Source organism: Serratia sp. P2ACOL2 (genome assembly GCF_003691565.1).
GTDB classification, from domain to species: Bacteria; Pseudomonadota; Gammaproteobacteria; order Enterobacterales; family Enterobacteriaceae; genus Serratia; species Serratia liquefaciens.
Genome location: NZ_CP033162.1, coordinates 4,719,224 through 4,735,828 on the forward strand (window position 1 = coordinate 4,719,224; position 16,605 = coordinate 4,735,828).

At 57.7% G+C, this 16,605-nt stretch carries 11 protein-coding genes and 1 pseudogene; 7 read left to right on the forward strand and 5 right to left on the reverse strand.

The window, feature by feature from the left end; all coding sequences use genetic code 11:
- Positions 1-3: 3 nt before the first annotated feature.
- The gene (locus EBA31_RS22680; RefSeq protein ID WP_122080273.1) at positions 4-1,269 is read right to left on the reverse strand and encodes a 4-aminobutyrate--2-oxoglutarate transaminase; all 1,266 of its coding nucleotides are present in this window, start codon (positions 1,267-1,269) and stop codon (positions 4-6) included.
- A 129-nt stretch (positions 1,270-1,398) separates the two neighbouring features.
- Here EBA31_RS22680 and EBA31_RS22685 point away from each other — a divergent pair.
- Positions 1,399-2,856, forward strand: a pseudogene (locus EBA31_RS22685) (PLP-dependent aminotransferase family protein); the annotation flags it as partial.
- A gap of 40 nt (positions 2,857-2,896) precedes the next feature.
- Here the strand turns inward: EBA31_RS22685 and EBA31_RS22690 are convergent.
- Positions 2,897-4,516, reverse strand: coding sequence for an ABC-F family ATP-binding cassette domain-containing protein (locus EBA31_RS22690; RefSeq protein ID WP_122080274.1), 1,620 nt, complete (start codon positions 4,514-4,516; stop codon positions 2,897-2,899).
- 424 nt (positions 4,517-4,940) lie between these two features.
- On the opposite strand from EBA31_RS22690, the gene EBA31_RS22695 reads away from it, so the two are divergent.
- The gene (locus EBA31_RS22695) at positions 4,941-6,962 is read left to right on the forward strand and encodes an FAD-dependent oxidoreductase (protein ID WP_122080275.1); all 2,022 of its coding nucleotides are present in this window, start codon (positions 4,941-4,943) and stop codon (positions 6,960-6,962) included.
- Positions 6,963-7,006: 44 nt separating this feature from the next.
- On the opposite strand, the gene rlmG is transcribed toward EBA31_RS22695, so the two are convergent.
- A complete protein-coding gene (gene rlmG / locus EBA31_RS22700; protein WP_122080276.1) occupies positions 7,007-8,146 on the reverse strand; it encodes a 23S rRNA (guanine(1835)-N(2))-methyltransferase RlmG in 1,140 nt (379 codons plus the stop codon).
- 149 nt (positions 8,147-8,295) lie between these two features.
- Between rlmG and EBA31_RS22705 the strand changes: the two genes are divergently transcribed.
- The 5 genes from EBA31_RS22705 (at position 8,296) to sstT (ending at position 13,355) form a co-directional block, all read left to right on the forward strand.
- The gene (locus EBA31_RS22705; RefSeq protein WP_122080277.1) at positions 8,296-8,802 is read left to right on the forward strand and encodes a M48 family metallopeptidase; all 507 of its coding nucleotides are present in this window, start codon (positions 8,296-8,298) and stop codon (positions 8,800-8,802) included.
- 100 nt (positions 8,803-8,902) lie between these two features.
- Positions 8,903-9,883 (forward strand): Gfo/Idh/MocA family protein, encoded by a 981-nt coding sequence (locus EBA31_RS22710; protein WP_122080278.1) that lies wholly within the window; start codon positions 8,903-8,905, stop codon positions 9,881-9,883.
- A gap of 1 nt (position 9,884) precedes the next feature.
- Positions 9,885-10,616 carry a glutamine amidotransferase gene (locus EBA31_RS22715; RefSeq protein WP_122080279.1) on the forward strand — a complete coding sequence of 244 codons (732 nt, stop codon included), beginning with the start codon at positions 9,885-9,887 and terminating at the stop codon, positions 10,614-10,616.
- A gap of 258 nt (positions 10,617-10,874) precedes the next feature.
- Positions 10,875-11,852 (forward strand): TerC family protein, encoded by a 978-nt coding sequence (locus EBA31_RS22720; RefSeq protein WP_020831791.1) that lies wholly within the window; start codon positions 10,875-10,877, stop codon positions 11,850-11,852.
- A 267-nt stretch (positions 11,853-12,119) separates the two neighbouring features.
- A complete protein-coding gene (sstT, locus tag EBA31_RS22725; protein ID WP_020831792.1) occupies positions 12,120-13,355 on the forward strand; it encodes a serine/threonine transporter SstT in 1,236 nt (411 codons plus the stop codon).
- 57 nt (positions 13,356-13,412) lie between these two features.
- Here the strand turns inward: sstT and EBA31_RS22730 are convergent, their stop codons facing one another.
- Both EBA31_RS22730 and uxaC read right to left on the reverse strand, forming a co-directional pair.
- On the reverse strand, positions 13,413-14,903 hold the full coding sequence (locus EBA31_RS22730) for a UxaA family hydrolase (protein ID WP_122080280.1): 1,491 nt from the start codon (positions 14,901-14,903) through the stop codon (positions 13,413-13,415).
- A 20-nt stretch (positions 14,904-14,923) separates the two neighbouring features.
- The gene (gene uxaC, locus EBA31_RS22735; RefSeq protein WP_122080281.1) at positions 14,924-16,336 is read right to left on the reverse strand and encodes a glucuronate isomerase; all 1,413 of its coding nucleotides are present in this window, start codon (positions 16,334-16,336) and stop codon (positions 14,924-14,926) included.
- Between the last annotated feature and the right edge of the window lie 269 nt (positions 16,337-16,605).

Below are 16,605 nucleotides of genomic sequence, written 5' to 3' on the forward strand. Positions count from 1 at the left end.
TCCTTATTGAGCCAGCGCGCGGGAAAGAATGCCCAGCGCCTTGGTGAACTGGTCTTCAGGAATGGTCAGTGGGTACAGGAAGCGGATCACATTGCCGTTAACACCACAGCTCAGCAGCAGCAGGCCTTCTTCCAGCGCTTTCTGCTGCACCTGGCGGGTGATCTCGGCCGAGGGTTTGCCGGTTTTGGGATCGTTGAACTCCACCGCCACCATCGAACCCTGCGCACGAATATCCGCAATCGCCGGGCTGGTCTGACGGGCCTGCTGCAGCACCTCCACCAGATGCTGGCCCAGGCGTTGAGAACGTTGGCATAGCTGCTCTTCTTCAATCACATCCAGCACCGCCAGCGCTGCCGCCACCGCCAGCGGGTTACCGGCATAGGTGCCACCCAGCCCGCCCGGTGCCGGGGCATCCATCACCTCTGCACGACCAGCTACGGCCGACAACGGCATGCCGCCCGCCAGGCTTTTCGCCATGGTGATCAGATCGGGTTTGACGTTGTAATGATCCATGGCAAACAGCTTGCCGGTACGGGCAAAACCGGTTTGCACTTCGTCGGCAATCAGCAAAATGCCGTGTTCGTCGCACAAGGTGCGCAACGCCTGCATAAACTCGGCCGGTGCGACGTTGAAACCACCTTCACCTTGCACCGGCTCCAGCACGATGGCCGCAACCTGCTTGGGATCGATATCCGCTTTAAAGATACGCTCCAGGCTGTTCATCGCATCTTCGGTGGTCACGCCATACAGCGCATTCGGATACTGGCCGTGGAACACCGATCCCGGGAATGGCCCAAAGCCCAGTTTGTAAGGCGCCACTTTGCCGGTCAGCGCCATGGTCATGTAGGTGCGGCCGTGGAAGCCGCCGCCGAAGGTGATCAGACCCGGACGGCCAGTGTGGGCGCGGGCAATTTTGACGGCGTTCTCTACCGCTTCCGCCCCCGTGGTGAAGAACGCGGTTTTACATGGCCCTTCGATCGGCGCACACTGGTTGATGCGCTCGGCCAGCGAAACGTAGCTTTCGTAAGGGACAATCTGGTAAGCGGTATGGGTGAAGGCCTTCAGTTGCTTCTCAATGGCAGCGATCACCTTCGGGTGACGGTGTCCGGTATTCAACACGGCGATACCGGAGGCAAAATCGATAACTTCATTCCCTTCGACATCCCACAGCGTGGCGTTCTCGGCGCGTTCGGCGTAAAAGCCGCACATCACGCCGACCCCACGTGGGGTGGCATCCTGACGACGTTGATTCAATTCTGCGTTTTTCATGTTGTTCTCTCCAGGTCGGTAGTCGGTGCCAGCTAAACGGTTTGTTCACATTCGTGAAACAATGACGTTTATTTACACAGGATGTGGCCCTATAATCGAGAGCCAGTTACGATTAATTGAGGGATCCAATTGCGCTCACTGAGTGGTGACCTGCTGTTGCAACGTCTTGGCGAACAGCCGGATGATAAGCTGCATAAGCGGCTTTATAATGCGATCCGCACCAGCATTTTGGACGGTAGCCTGCCGCCCTCCAGCCGCCTGCCCGCCTCACGGGATTTAGCCCAGGAGCTCAGCCTTTCTCGTAACACTGTATTAACCGTTTATGAACAACTCTTGGCGGAAGGATATGTCTTGGCGCGCGCCGGAAGCGGTACATTCGTCGCCGAAACCGTCCCGGATAGCTGTTTATCCACCGTCAGCACGCCAGCAGGCAGTGACGGGGAACAGCGACGGATTGAACTGTCAGCGCGCGGTGCCACCCTGCTGCACCACGCCAGCGCCAGCCCCAAACAGTGGGGCGCCTTTATCCCCGGCGTGCCTGACGTCAATGCTTTCCCACACCAGTTATTCAGCAAGATCCAGGCGCGTATCAGCCGTCGTCCGGCCCCGCAGAAGTTGACCTACAGCAACCAGGGCGGCAGTCCGGAGCTGCAGCATGCGCTGGTGGACTATCTGCGCGTAGCGCGCTCGGTACGCTGTTCGCCAGAGCAAATTCTGATTACCGAAGGCATCCATCAGGCGATAGATCTGGTGACGCGCCTGCTGTGTAATCCGGGCGATGACGCATGGATTGAAGAACCGGGCTATTGGGGGATCCGCAATATCCTGCGGATGAACGACGTGAATATCTGCCCGTTGGCGGTGGATGAAGCCGGTATGGTGCCACCGGAACAGCCTACCGAGGCGCCGCGGCTGATTTTCGTCACGCCGTCGCACCAGTACCCATTGGGATCGGTGATGAGCCTGGCGCGTCGGCAACGGCTATTGGCCTTGGCGCGCAACGCCGGCAGTTGGATTGTTGAAGATGATTACGACAGCGAGTTTCGCTTTTCCGGTCAGCCGATCCCGGCGTTGCAGGGCTTGGAAGCCGACGCGCCGGTGATCTATATCGGCACCTTCAGCAAAACGCTGTATCCGGCGCTGCGACTGGGTTATGTGGTGTTGCCGAAACCGCTGATGGCGGCGCTGAAAACCGCACATGCAGAGCTGTATCGCGGCGGCCATTTGCTGATCCAGACCGCGCTGGCGCAGTTTATTCAGGAAGGCCACTACAGCGCACATATCCGCCGCATGCGCCTGCTGTATGCCCGGCGGCGTGCCTTCCTAACCGGTCTTATCGAGCAGCATCTGGGTAAGCAGGCCCTGAGTGAATTCAATAACAATGCCGGGCTGCACCTGATCCTCAACCTGCCGGACCAGGCGGACGATGTGGTGATTGCCGCCGCAGCCAATACGCGTGGCGTACTGGTACGGCCGCTGTCGCGTTACTACATGTTGCCCAACCATCGCCGCGGCCTGCTGATGGGCTTTGCCTGCGTACCGGAAGAGCAGATGGCCGCCGCTTTTACCCTGCTGTTGGAGTGCATCCCCCTGAAAACAGAAGGCGGCCCTAAGGCACTAATGAGCCTCATAAGCTCTGTAGGTGCCATTCCCCCGCCTGCCACTGCAAACGATGGGTCAATTTCAGCGCCTGCAGGAAGTTTTCATCATGAGAAACCACCAGCATCGCGCCGGGGAAGCTGGCCAGCGAAGCCTCGATTGCCAGTGACGACGCCAGATCCAAATGGTTAGTCGGCTCATCCAGCAACAACAACTGCGCCGGCTCTCGACGCCACAGCATGCAGGCCAGCGCCGCCTTCAGTCGTTCGCCGCCGCTCAGCACCGCCATCGGCAGCAGCACGCGTTCGGCGTTTAGCTGCAACTGCGCCAATTGACTGCGTACCGTACCCTCATTGAGCGGTGAGTCCTGCAGCCCCAGATGTTCAACCACAGACAGCGAAAGATCGAGCTGTGAAAGGGTTTGATCGAGATAAGCCGTCGACAGTGGGCAGTGACAACTCCCCGCTTTGGCCGCCAACTGCCCCAGGATCACCTTCAGCAACGTGGATTTTCCGCAGCCGTTCGGGCCGGTCAGCGCCACGCGCATCGGGCCATCAATGCGAAAATTCAGCGGCGGCATGGTGATAAAAGGCAGTTCCAACTGTTCGAGTACCAGCACCTGTTTGCCCGCTACCACGGCGCTGCCCGGCAGGGTGAGCATCACCGGGCAATCGTCTTCCACCCGCTGATAGGCATCGCGCACGGCGGCATCGAGGGCATCCTTCTGGTCCTGATGCTGCTTGCGCAGCGTGCCGAGGCTTTCTTTGGCCGCCGCTTTGTAGGCCACACGCTCAAAAGACGCGATATTGAGCGTATCGACGGTTTTCAGCGTTTGCGCAGAGCGCCGTTGGCTGATGTCGTGTTCTTTCTGCTGCCGGGCCCGGGTGCGCCGACGTTCCTGGCGCGCGTGTTCCAGCCCGGCTCGTGAGGCCTGCTGCTCCAAATCACGCTGGCGGCGATAGTCGCCGTAGTTGCCGCCGTAGCTGTGCAGTGCGCCCGGCGTCAGTTCGACAATGCGCTGCATACGCGCCAACAGCTGCCGATCGTGGCTGGCCACCAGTAAGCCCCCACGCCACTGTTCCACCTGTTGATACAGCCAGTCGCGGCCCCGGCCGTCGAGGTGGTTGGTCGGTTCGTCGAGCAACAAAAAATCCGCGTTGCTCAGTATCGCCCCACACAGCGCGGCCCGCATTCGTTCACCGCCGCTCAAATCGCTCACGGGGCGTTGCGCATCGAACGCCGGTAACCCGGCGGCGACAAAGGCAGCCTGCAGACGATCGCGCAGATCCCACTGACCTTCCAAAAGATCGAGATCGTCCGCCAGCGGTTGCCCCTGCTCAAGGCGGGCCAATGCGGCAAATATCTCACCGTAGCCCAGCAGTTGGGCCAGCGTAGTCTGTGGGGAGAGCTCCGGCTGTTGCGCGACGTAAGCCAGCGATGCATGGGATTCAACATGGCCGCCACCGGGATGATCCAGTCCGGCGATCAAACGCAGCAAGCGCGTTTTGCCGACGCCATTGCGCCCAACCAGGCCACAGCGTTGCTGATCGAAAGTCAAATCCAAGGGACCGAACAGCGTTTCGCCGTCAGCGAACTGGCAGATCAGGTGATGTAAAACAAAATGAGGGGATTGCGCAAAATGAGCCATAAGCACTCCTGAATGAAATCAAAACATCCCCACAAGGCACCGGTGTGCGCAACGTGGGACAAGATATCAGCAGGCGTGTGTGTTCATTTTCGGTGATGGCTCCGTAGAGAGAGAATTTATGACGAACAAATGCTAACCCATTTGTTGTTCACCATGCAAACAGAGGCACAGATTCATGACTTCTATCACATTCAGCGCAACGCAGATTCCCAACGACAGAGACAACGGCTAGATTTATCTCATCCGACCACTTGAGGTCGCACATAATAATAACTACAGATCATACCCAATAGCTTTCACGCGGCAGCGAGGCAGCAAGTTCGCGAGTCCCCAGGAGCTTACTCAGGTAAGTGACTGGGGTGAGCGAATGCAGCCAACAACGCTGCAGCTTGAAAGATGAAGGGGATGAATGATGGAGACTGCAATGAGCAATTACCCACACCTGCTGGCGCCGCTGGATCTCGGCTTCACCACCCTGAAAAATCGGGTGCTGATGGGATCGATGCACACCGGCCTGGAAGAACTGCCGAATGGCCCCGAGCGCATGGCCGCTTTCTATGCCGAGCGCGCCGCAGCCGGCGTGGCGTTGATCGTCACCGGCGGCATCGCCCCCAATGAAAAAGGTGTGGTCTATCGCGGCGGCTCAACCCTGAGCCACCCGGAGCAGGTCGACCATCACCGCATCGTCACCGACGCCGTCCACAAGGCCGGCGGTAAAATTGCGCTGCAGATCCTGCATGCCGGTCGCTACAGCTACCAGCCGCAGCCGGTAGCCCCCTCCGCGCTACAGGCGCCGATCAATCCCTTTACCCCTACCGCACTGAGCGAAGCGGACATTCTGCAAACTATCGCAGACTTCGCGCAGTGCGCGGCTTTAGCTCAACAGGCAGGTTATGACGGCGTCGAAGTGATGGGTTCCGAAGGCTATCTGATCAACCAGTTCCTGGTCGCACGCACCAACCAGCGTGATGATCAATGGGGCGGCAGCTTCAGCAACCGCATGCGTTTTGCCGTGGAGATCGTCCGGGCGGTACGCCAGGCGGTCGGCCACGAATTTATCCTGATTTACCGCCTTTCGATGCTCGATCTGGTTGAGGATGGCTCCAGTTGGCAGGAAATCGAACAGTTGGCGCTGGCCGTTGAGCAAGCCGGGGCCACTATTATCAACACCGGCATTGGCTGGCATGAGGCGCGTATCCCCACCATCGCCACCATGGTGCCACGCGCCGGATTCAGTTGGGTGACCCGCAAGCTGATGGGTAAGGTGCGCATTCCGCTGATCACGACCAACCGCATCAACGACCCGGCGGTAGCCGAGCAGGTCTTGGCCGACGGCTGCGCCGACATGGTATCAATGGCGCGCCCGTTCCTGGCCGACGCCGCTTTTGTGCAGAAAGCCGCCGAAGGGCGTGCCGATGAAATCAATACCTGCATTGGTTGTAACCAGGCTTGCCTCGACCAGATTTTTGAAGGCAAACTCACCTCCTGCCTGGTGAACCCTCGAGCCTGTCGCGAAACCGAGATGCCGCTGGTGGCAACGGAGAAGCCGAAAAAGCTGGCGGTGATCGGAGCCGGGCCGGCCGGATTGGCCTTTGCCACCACCGCAGCCAGCCGCGGCCACCGGGTGACGCTGTTCGATGCCGCCGATCAGATTGGCGGCCAGTTCAATATCGCCAAGCAGATCCCCGGTAAAGAGGAGTTTCATGAAACGCTGCGTTATTTCCGTCGCCAATTGACGCTGCAAGAGGTCGATGTGAAGCTCGGCACCTGGGTGACGGCGGCCGATCTGGCGGAGTTCGACGAAGTGATCCTTGCCTGCGGTATTGTGCCGCGTACCCCGGCGATCCCCGGTATCGACAACGCCAAAGTGTTGACCTATCTGGATGTGCTACGCGATAAAAAGCCGGTCGGCCAGCGCGTGGCGATTATCGGTGCCGGCGGCATCGGCTTCGATACCGCCGAATACCTCAGCCAACACGGGGTGTCGAGCAGTCTGGATCCGGCGGAATTTAACCGTGAATGGGGTATCGATGACCAGCTTAGCCAACGCGGCGGGCTGGCGGTGCAGGGGCCAGTGGTTGCCCGCCCTGCTCGGCAGATCTACCTGCTGCAACGCAAAACCAGCAAAGTGGGCGAAGGCCTGGGGAAAACCACCGGTTGGATCCACCGCACCAGCCTGGCGATGCGCGGTGTAAAAATGCTCAACAGCGTGAACTACCAACGCATTGATGATGAAGGCCTGCATATTTCACGCGCCGAACAGGAAAGCTGCCTACCGGTGGATACGGTGATTATCTGCGCCGGACAAGAACCCAGACGCGAACTGCAGCAACCGCTGCTGGAGATGGGAAAAACCGTGCATTTGATTGGGGGTGCGGACGTCGCCGCCGAGCTGGATGCCCGCCGCGCTATCGATCAGGGTACGCGGCTGGCAATGGCACTTTAATTCGCTAATCATGGAGGGGCGCATTCACCGCGCCCCTCGGTCAATCAGTAACGTGCGCCGGATTTCACCGCTCTGAGGATCACAAATTTCTTGTTGGATGCCACAACGGTGCAGTTGCCAAACAGGCGCTTCAGCTTATGGTGGTAATCCAGATGACGGTTGCCGACGATGCGCAACTCACCACCGACCTGCAGGCAACGCTTGGCGTCGCAGAACATCTGCCAAGCGGTGTGATCGGTGATCGCATGCTGTTGGTGGAACGGTGGATTGCACAGTACCGCCTGCACGCTTTCACGCTCAATCCCCGCCAGTGAGTTGTTCACCTCAAACTGACAACGATCCAGATCCTGCGGCAGGTTGTGCTCTACGTTCAACTCGCTGGATGCCACCGCCATATAAGACTCATCGACAAAAGTCACCTGAGCCTGCGGATTCTGCGCCAGTGCCGTCAGGCCAATCACGCCATTACCGCAGCCGAGATCGACAATATGCCCTTCCAGATCCTTCGGCAGATGTTCCAGGAACAGGCGCGCGCCGATGTCCAGATTGCTGCGCGAGAACACGTTGGCATGGTTGTGGATAAGCCAATCCATGCCGTCCAGCGTCCAGTTGGTGGTTTCCGGGGCCACCGGCGGCACAATATCCGTCACTTCGCAGTGGATCAGACGCGCTTTCTTCCATGCCAGGCTGGTGCGCGTTGGGCCAAGCACCTTTTCAAACAGCTGCATGGTCGAGGTGTGAACGTCACGCGCCTTGGCTCCGGCGATAATGACCGTATCCGGTGCCACCACGTTGCGCAACGAGCGCAGTTGCTGTTCCAGCAGTGCCAGCGCTTTAGGAATGCGGATCAGCACCACTGCCGGTGAAGCAGGCAGTTCGGCCAGGCTGTCCAGCAGCGTCACCTGCTCCGGATCCAGTTCATTGAGCTTCAGGTTATGGCGCGTTGCCAACTGACTCATGTAGGAATCGCTGATGCTGTAAGGCTGATGAGCGTGCAGTGCGCAGGCCAGCGTGCCGAAGTTGTCGTTGAAAATCAGCACCGGGCGATCGCCAATGTTTATATTTTCAAGCTGTTGCAGCAGATATTCGTCCGCCGCTTCCCACGCCTGCAGTTGGGTGGATTCTTCCTGTTGGGGATAACGTTCCAGCTCAAGTTGCTGTGTTCCCAGATCGAGTTGGCTCATTGCCCCTCCTGACTGATAAAATTTGGGCTGTTTATCCCCTAAAAACGTCCGGCAGTAAAATGTTTTTTCGGATAAATTGCCCTTTGCGGGCTTTGCACGAAAAAACATCATACAATGACCCGCTCAATTGAGGCCAAAACGGGAAGATGATGTCCGAACTGACCTACCTGCAGGGCTACCCTGAACATCTGCAAAGCCAGGTGCAGCAGTTGATCGACCAACGACGCCTGGGGGATGTGCTGTTGCAGCGCTATCCGCAAGTGCATGACTGCACTACCGACAAGTCGCTTTATCAGTTTACCGTCGATCTGAAAAACCAGTATTTGCGCAACGCTCAACCGCTGAGCAAGGTGGCTTACGACGGTAAAATTCAGGTGATGAAACACGCGCTGGGCATGCACACCGCCATTTCCCGCGTGCAGGGTGGCAAACTGAAGGCCAAGGCGGAAATCCGCGTGGCGACGGTCTTCAAGCTGGCGCCTGAGCCGTTTTTGCGCATGATCGTGGTACATGAGTTGGCGCATCTGAAAGAGAAAGACCACAACAAGGCCTTCTACAGCCTGTGCTGCCATATGGAACCCAATTACCATCAGTTGGAGTTCGACACCCGGCTGTATCTGACCCACCTCTCCGTGTTTGGCGATCTGTATGCATAGCGAGATTCGCCTTCTGTAAATGCCGTGATAATCTGATTCTTTCTACCCTGTACGACGCGTGAAGCGCATAGGGTACAGCGCCTGGGAACCGGAGATATCTATGATTCGCTTTGCCGTTGTGGGCACAAACTGGATTACGGAACGCTTTATCGACGCCGCGCACGAAAGCGGCAAGCTGAAATTGACCGCCGTCTATTCGCGCAAGCTGGAAAAAGCGCAGGAATTTGGCGCCAACTACCACGTCAGCCTGTTTTTCGATTCCCTTGAAGCATTGGCCCAATCTGATGCCATCGATGCGGTTTACATCGCCAGCCCCAACGCCCTTCACTGCCAACAATCGCTGCTGTTCCTCAGCCATAAAAAGCATGTGATTTGCGAAAAGCCGCTGGCGTCCAACCTGCGTGAAGCCGAAAAGCTGGTGGCCTGCGCGCGTGAAAATCAGGTGGTGCTGTTCGAAGCTTTCAAAAGCGCTCATCTGCCGAATTTCCTGGCCCTGCAACAGGCGTTGCCGCAAATCGGCAGGTTGCGCAAAGCCTTCCTCAACTACTGCCAATACTCGTCACGCTACCCGCGCTATCTGGCCGGCGAGAATCCGAACACCTTCAATCCGCAGTTTTCCAACGGCTCAATCATGGACATTGGCTATTACTGCCTGGCCAGCGCCGTAGCCCTGTTCGGCGAACCGAAATCGGTGATTGCCAGGGCGGCGCTGCTGGATACCGGTGTGGATGCCCACGGTACCGCTTGCCTCAACTACGGCGATTTCGACGTCACCCTCTCCCACTCCAAAGTCAGCAACTCGGACATTCCCAGTGAGATACAGGGCGAAGAAGGAACGCTGGTGATTGAGAAAATTTCTGAGTGTCAGGGCGTGGTGCTGACCCCACGCGGCGGCCATCGTCAGGATCTGACCCGCCCTCAGCACATCAATACCATGCTGTATGAGGCACAGGTGTTCGCCGATCTGGTGGAAAAACGACAGGTGGAACACCCGGGGCTGGAGAATTCACTGATTATCGCCCGCCTGCTGACCGAAATTCGCCGCCAGACCGGCGTGGTCTTCCCTGCCGACGGAGAGTGACATGAAACCCTTATTACTGATGCAAACCGGCGATGCCCCAGAGGTTATCCGTCGGGAAAAGGCCAACTTCGACGGCATGTTCTTGCAACAGGGGAACATTGATGCCGATCGCGTGCAGATCGTGCACCTTCCCGCAGGCGAGCAGCCGCTGCCGCCGCAAAATTACGCCGGCGTGGTGATCACCGGTTCACCTGCGATGGTGACCGAACGGCTGCCGTGGAGCGAGCAAGCCGCCGAGTGGCTGCGCCAGGCGATGCAGATCCAGCTGCCGATCTTCGGTGCCTGCTACGGGCACCAGCTGTTGGCCTATGCGCTTGGCGGTGAAGTCGGTTATCACCCGCAGGGTATGGAAGTCGGCACATTGGACGTCGAATTGCTGCCCGCCGCCGCCAACGACCGGCGAATGGCGATGTTACCGCCGCGCTTCAAGGCCAATCTGATCCACTCGCAGAGCGTGTTGACGCCCCCCGCCGGCGCAGTCGTGCTGGCCCGGTCGCAACAGGATGCCTATCAGATCCTCAGTTATGGCGATCGCGTGCTGACGACCCAGTTCCATCCGGAATTTAACGGCGCGGTGATGCACCAGTATCTGAGCTGGCTCGGTGAGCTGTATCCTGAGCAGCAGGCAGCGTATCAGCTTAAGCAACAGCAGGTTAGCGATACGCCGTTCAGTCGGCTGCTGCTGCAGGGATTTGTCGTCAGCCTCGGCGCGCAAAAAGCCCTGGCCGGGTAACTTAATAAACGTTGACCGCTGACATATTTTGCATTACTTTCTGCCGTGCAAAGGGGAGTAACTTCATTGCCGGTCAATCGTCATTACGATGCGTAAGCATCCGGTTACCGGGCAACATGATGTAACGGGCACGATCAGTGCACCTTCATCAACGTTGTAAGTGAGACCTTGCCGGAAGGCGAGGTTTGCTTGCAGCGTTCATAAGAGCGGCTAGCGTCTTCCGACGTTGGCCGTTTTTGTTTTTGAAGGATACCTCTGATGATGAATACCGTTGGCACACCTTGGTTATGGGGCAGCTTTGCCGCCATCATAGTTGTGATGCTCGCAATCGACTTACTGCTGCAAGGCCGCAAAGGCGCACACACCATGACGCTCAAGCAGGCCGCCAGTTGGTCGCTGGTGTGGGTCAGCCTCTCTTTGCTGTTCAACCTGGGTTTCTGGTACTACCTGAACCAAACCGCCGGGCGCGCCGTCGCCGACACCCAGGCGTTGGCCTTCCTCACCGGTTATCTGATCGAAAAAGCGCTGGCGGTCGATAACGTCTTCGTCTGGCTGATGCTGTTCAGTTACTTTGCCGTTCCGGCTAACCTGCAGCGCCGTGTGCTGATCTTTGGCGTACTGGGCGCGATCGTGCTGCGTACTATCATGATTTTCGCCGGCAGCTGGCTGGTGACCCAGTTCCAGTGGTTGCTGTACCTGTTCGGTGCGTTTCTGCTGTTTACCGGTATCAAGATGGCGCTGGCAAAAGAAGATGACTCGGCGATTGGTGACAAGCCGCTGGTGAAATGGCTGCGCAGCCACCTGCGTATGACCGACAACCTGGAAGGTGAACGTTTCTTCGTGCGCCGCAACGGCCTGCTGTTCGCTACGCCGCTGGTGCTGGTGCTAATCCTGGTGGAACTGAGTGACGTGATCTTTGCGGTCGATAGCATCCCGGCAATTTTCGCTGTGACCACGGATCCGTTTATCGTTCTGACCTCTAACCTGTTCGCCATCATGGGCCTGCGCGCCATGTACTTCTTGCTGGCTAACGTGGCTGAGCGTTTCTCGATGCTGAAATACGGCCTGTCGATTATCCTGATGTTTATCGGCGTCAAGATGTTGATTATCGACTTCTTCCATATCCCGATCGGCGTTTCGCTCGGCGTGGTGGCCGGTATCCTGACGTTAACGTTGGTGATCAACGCCTGGGTTAACCGTCGTAACGACCGTCTGGCCAATCATAAAGCACCATAATCTGTTAGTCGGGGCGGCTTGCCGCCCCGCGATTGTTTGGCAATTCCCCCCAAACGCCAAATGTTATTGCGATCACACAAATGTAATCAGTATGTTATAAAGAGTTGATCCGCGCTCAGAATTTCACCCTCTCCCCTTTCCAATATCCAGGCTTTACTGAATACTGATTCGGCAAACACACTTGGTTACAGATCCCTATAAAGTTGTCCGGTGGCGTTCCCACCGAGGTGACAAAGTCTGTACGCAACATCATCGGGAAAAAGCATTATGCAAAACTTACTACACAGGATCGTACAGGGCAGCCTGGTTAAACAAATCATGATCGGCCTGGTGGCCGGGATTATCGTGGCGTTAATCTCACCGGCAGCAGCTTCTGCGGTGGGCCTGCTTGGCGCCCTGTTCGTCGGGGCACTAAAAGCGGTAGCGCCGGTATTGGTGCTGGTGTTGGTCATGGCCTCAATCGCCAACCACAAGCACGGGCAAAAAACCAATATCCGCCCGATCCTGTTCCTCTACCTGCTGGGGACCTTCGCCGCGGCGCTGGTGGCGGTGGTGGTCAGCTTTATGTTCCCGTCCAACCTGGCGCTGGTAACCGGCAATGCGGATATCAACCCGCCGGGCGGCATTATTGAGGTGCTGAAAGGCCTGCTGATGAGCGTGGTCGCCAACCCGTTCCATGCGCTGATTAATGCCAACTATATCGGCATTCTGGCCTGGGCCGTGGGTCTGGGGCTGGCGCTGCGCCACGCCTCTGAAACCACCAAATCGCTGATTAACGATATGTCGCATGCGGTCACCCTGGTGGTACGCGCGGTGATCCGCTGCGCTCCACTCGGTATTTTCGGTCTGGTGGCCTCGACGCTGGCGGATACCGGTTTCGGTGCGCTTTGGGGCTATGCGCAACTGTTGGTGGTGCTGATCGGCTGTATGCTGTTGGTGGCGCTGGTGCTGAACCCGCTGATCGTTTACTGGAAAATCCGTCGCAACCCTTACCCGCTGGTGTTTGCCTGCCTGCGCGAAAGCGGCGTGACCGCCTTCTTCACCCGCAGCTCAGCCGCCAACATCCCGGTGAATATGGAGCTGTGCAAAAAGCTGAATCTGAACGAAGACACCTATTCGGTTTCCATCCCGCTGGGTGCCACCATCAACATGGCTGGCGCCGCCATCACCATTACCGTGCTGACGCTGGCGGCGGTGCATACTCTGGGGATCCCGGTTGATGTGCCCACGGCGTTGCTGCTCAGCGTCGTCGCGGCTATCTGTGCCTGCGGCGCTTCCGGCGTGGCAGGCGGTTCACTGCTGCTGATCCCATTAGCCTGCAACATGTTCGGCATTCCGAACGACGTGGCAATGCAGGTGGTGGCAGTCGGCTTTATCATCGGCGTACTGCAAGACTCCGCCGAAACCGCGCTGAACTCCTCGACCGACGTGCTGTTCACCGCAGCTGCCTGTCAGGCGGAAGATCAGCGTTTAGCGGATGAAGACCCGCTGAAAGTGCGTTAATCCCCAAAATGTTCCAGAAGGCGCTCGTGATCGGGCGCCTTTTTTACGACTGTCGCCTTACAATGTCACTCCGCTCTTAAAAATCGCCAACTCACGGAAATCATTGGTTTCGTTGCGTGCTGGCTGGCCATTGGCAATCGCCACGATCAGATCGACAAACTGCTCCAGCAGACTTTCCATCGGGGTGCCGTGGATCAGCCGGCCGGCATCGAAGTCGATCCAGTGCGGCTTCTTCGCCGCCAGTTCGCTGTTGGTCGCCAGCTTCACCGTCGGTACGAAACCGCCATAGGGCGTACCGCGCCCGGTGCTGAACAACACCATATGGCAACCGGCGCCGGCCAGCGCGCTGGTCGCTACCGCGTCATTGCCTGGCGCACTCAGCAGGTTTAAACCGGGTTGCCGCAGCCGTTCGCCATATTTGAGCACGTCCACCACCTGGCTGTGCCCGGCTTTCTGCGTGCAGCCGAGCGATTTCTCCTCCAGCGTGGTGATCCCACCGGCTTTGTTGCCCGGCGAAGGGTTTTCATAAATCGGCTGGTTATGGGCAATAAAATACTGTTTGAAATCGTTGACCATGCTGACGGTCTTGTCGAACGTCGCACGATCGCGGCAGCGGCTCATCAGGATCCGTTCGGCGCCAAACATCTCCGGCACTTCAGTCAGTACCGTCGTGCCGCCGTTGGCAATCAGATAGTCGGAAAAACGCCCCAACAGCGGATTGGCGGTGATGCCGGACAGCCCGTCAGACCCGCCGCACTCCAGCCCGAATTTCAATTCACTCAGCTTGCCCGGTTGACGGCGATCATCGCGCATCACCTGGTACAGCGCATGTAGCTGTTCCAACCCAGCCTCTACCTCATCGTCCTGTTGCTGACAGACCATAAAGCGCACCCGCTGATCATCAACCGCACCCAGGGTACTGCGGAAAACATCCACCTGATTATTCTCGCACCCCAGGCCAATCACCAACACCGCGCCGGCATTGGGATGGCGCACCATGTTTTGCAGCATAGTGCGGGTGTTCTCATGATCTTGCCCCAGTTGGGAGCAGCCAAACGGATGACTGAACAGGTGCACGCCGTCGATCCCCTGCGCATCCTGGGTTTCCTTGAGGAAACGCTGCTGGATCTGTCGGGCAATGCCGTTGACACAGCCAACGGTCGGTATGATCCACAGCTCGTTGCGGATCCCCACTTCCCCACTGCTACGGCGATAAAGCTGCACTTCCCGATCCGCAGCCTGCGGCGGTAATACGGAAAATTGCGGCTGATACTGATAGCTGTCCAGGTCACTCAGGTTGGTTTTGGCATTTTGCGAGTGAATATGCACACCGGAAGCAATCGTCTCCAGTGCATGGCCGATCGGCAGGCCATATTTGATGATTGCCTCACCGGCGGCAATCGGCCGTAGCGCAAACTTATGCCCGCGCGCTACCGGCTGCGCAAGCCGAATTGCCGTGCCGTCCAGCATCAACGTTTCATCGGCCGCCAGATCGCGCAGTGCCACCGCGACATTATCCAGCGAATGAATTTTTACCATGCTTTGCATAAACCCACCTCGGGCAGCGGCTACGCCAGTTCAATGGCGAAATAGTTCTTGGCATTGTCGAAGCAGATGTTTTTCACCATCTCGCCCAGCAGCGCGATATCTGCCGGTGCCTCGCCGTCTGCCACCCAACGCCCCATCATCTGGCAAAGGATGCGGCGGAAATATTCATGGCGGGTATAAGACAGGAAGCTACGACTGTCAGTCAGCATACCGACAAAGCGGCTCAACAAGCCGAGCTGCGCCAATTGCGTCATCTGACGTTGCATACCGTCTTTCTGATCGTTGAACCACCAGCCGGAACCGAACTGCATCTTGCCCGGCGTACCCTCTCCCTGGAAGTTACCGACCATGGTGGCGATCACTTCATTGTCACGCGGGTTGAGGCAGTACAGGATGGTCTTCGGCAGGCCCCCTTGACGCGCCTGGGCATCCAGCAGGCGTGAAAGTGGCTCCGCCAGCGGTCGGTCATTTATCGAATCAAAGCCGATATCAGGGCCGACGCTGGCCAGCATGCGGCTGTTATTATTGCGCAGCGCGCCGATGTGATATTGCTGTACCCATTCACGGCGTTGATATTCTGCCGCCAGGAACAGCAGCACCGCACTTTTGAATTGGGCACTCTGCTCTGGCGCAGGTAGCTTGCCGCTCAGGCGCGCCGTTAAAATCGCATCCAGTGCAGCTTCATCCGCCTCTCCATAAACCACCACGTCCAACGCATGGTCAGCCACCTTGCAGCCATGGGCGGCAAAATGATCCATGCGCTTTTTCAACGCGTCACACAGCGCGCTGAATCGACCGATATGAATATCGGCTGCCGCTTCCAGCTTTTGCAGATAGTCATTGAAGCCCGGCGCATCGATATTAAACGCCTTGTCCGGTCGCCAACTTGGCAACACCTTGATATCGAAACTGCTGTCGGCGGCAATGGCTTTATGGTGGCGCAGATCGTCGACAGGATCGTCAGTGGTGCCGACCATCTTCACATTCATCTGCTGCATGATGCCGCGCGCCCTGAAATCGTCCTGCGCCAGCAGGGCATTGCCTCGCTGCCAGATGTCGTCCGCCGTCATCGGGGAAAGCAGCGTGTCGGTGATACCGAACGGACGACGCAGCTCCAGGTGGGTCCAGTGATAAAGTGGGTTACCCAGGGTATGCGGTACGGTGGCAGCCCAGGCATCGAATTTTTCACGATCGCCGGCATCGCCGGTACACAGCCGTTCTGCCACTCCGTTGGTGCGCATCGCCCGCCATTTGTAGTGGTCACCCTTAAGCCAGATTTCGTATAAATTTTTGAAACGGGTGTTCTCGGCGATCTGTTCCGGCGGCAGATGACAGTGATAGTCAAAGATCGGTTGCTCCGCCGCATAGTCATGATACAAACGCCGGGCGAATTCGCTGCCCAGCAAGAAATCTTCGTTTAAAAACGTCGCCATAGCTGGCTCCTCACCTTGCTTACCGTTCGACACAGTGTTCAATGCGACAAAGTTATCACACCAATTTTATTGGGCGTCCAGCAAAATATCGCCTTCAGCCAGGCTGCCATGACCCAGAAAAGGCCGTTTACCGGCATTTTTGCGGTCAGATAGCGCCTAAACAGCCCAATCATGCGGCAAACAGTATTGCCGAATTGAAAAATGGCTTTTGTGATATCACTCAACTTTTAAATCTGTATGACAAGTTATTGTCTCGCCACCCAGTCGTG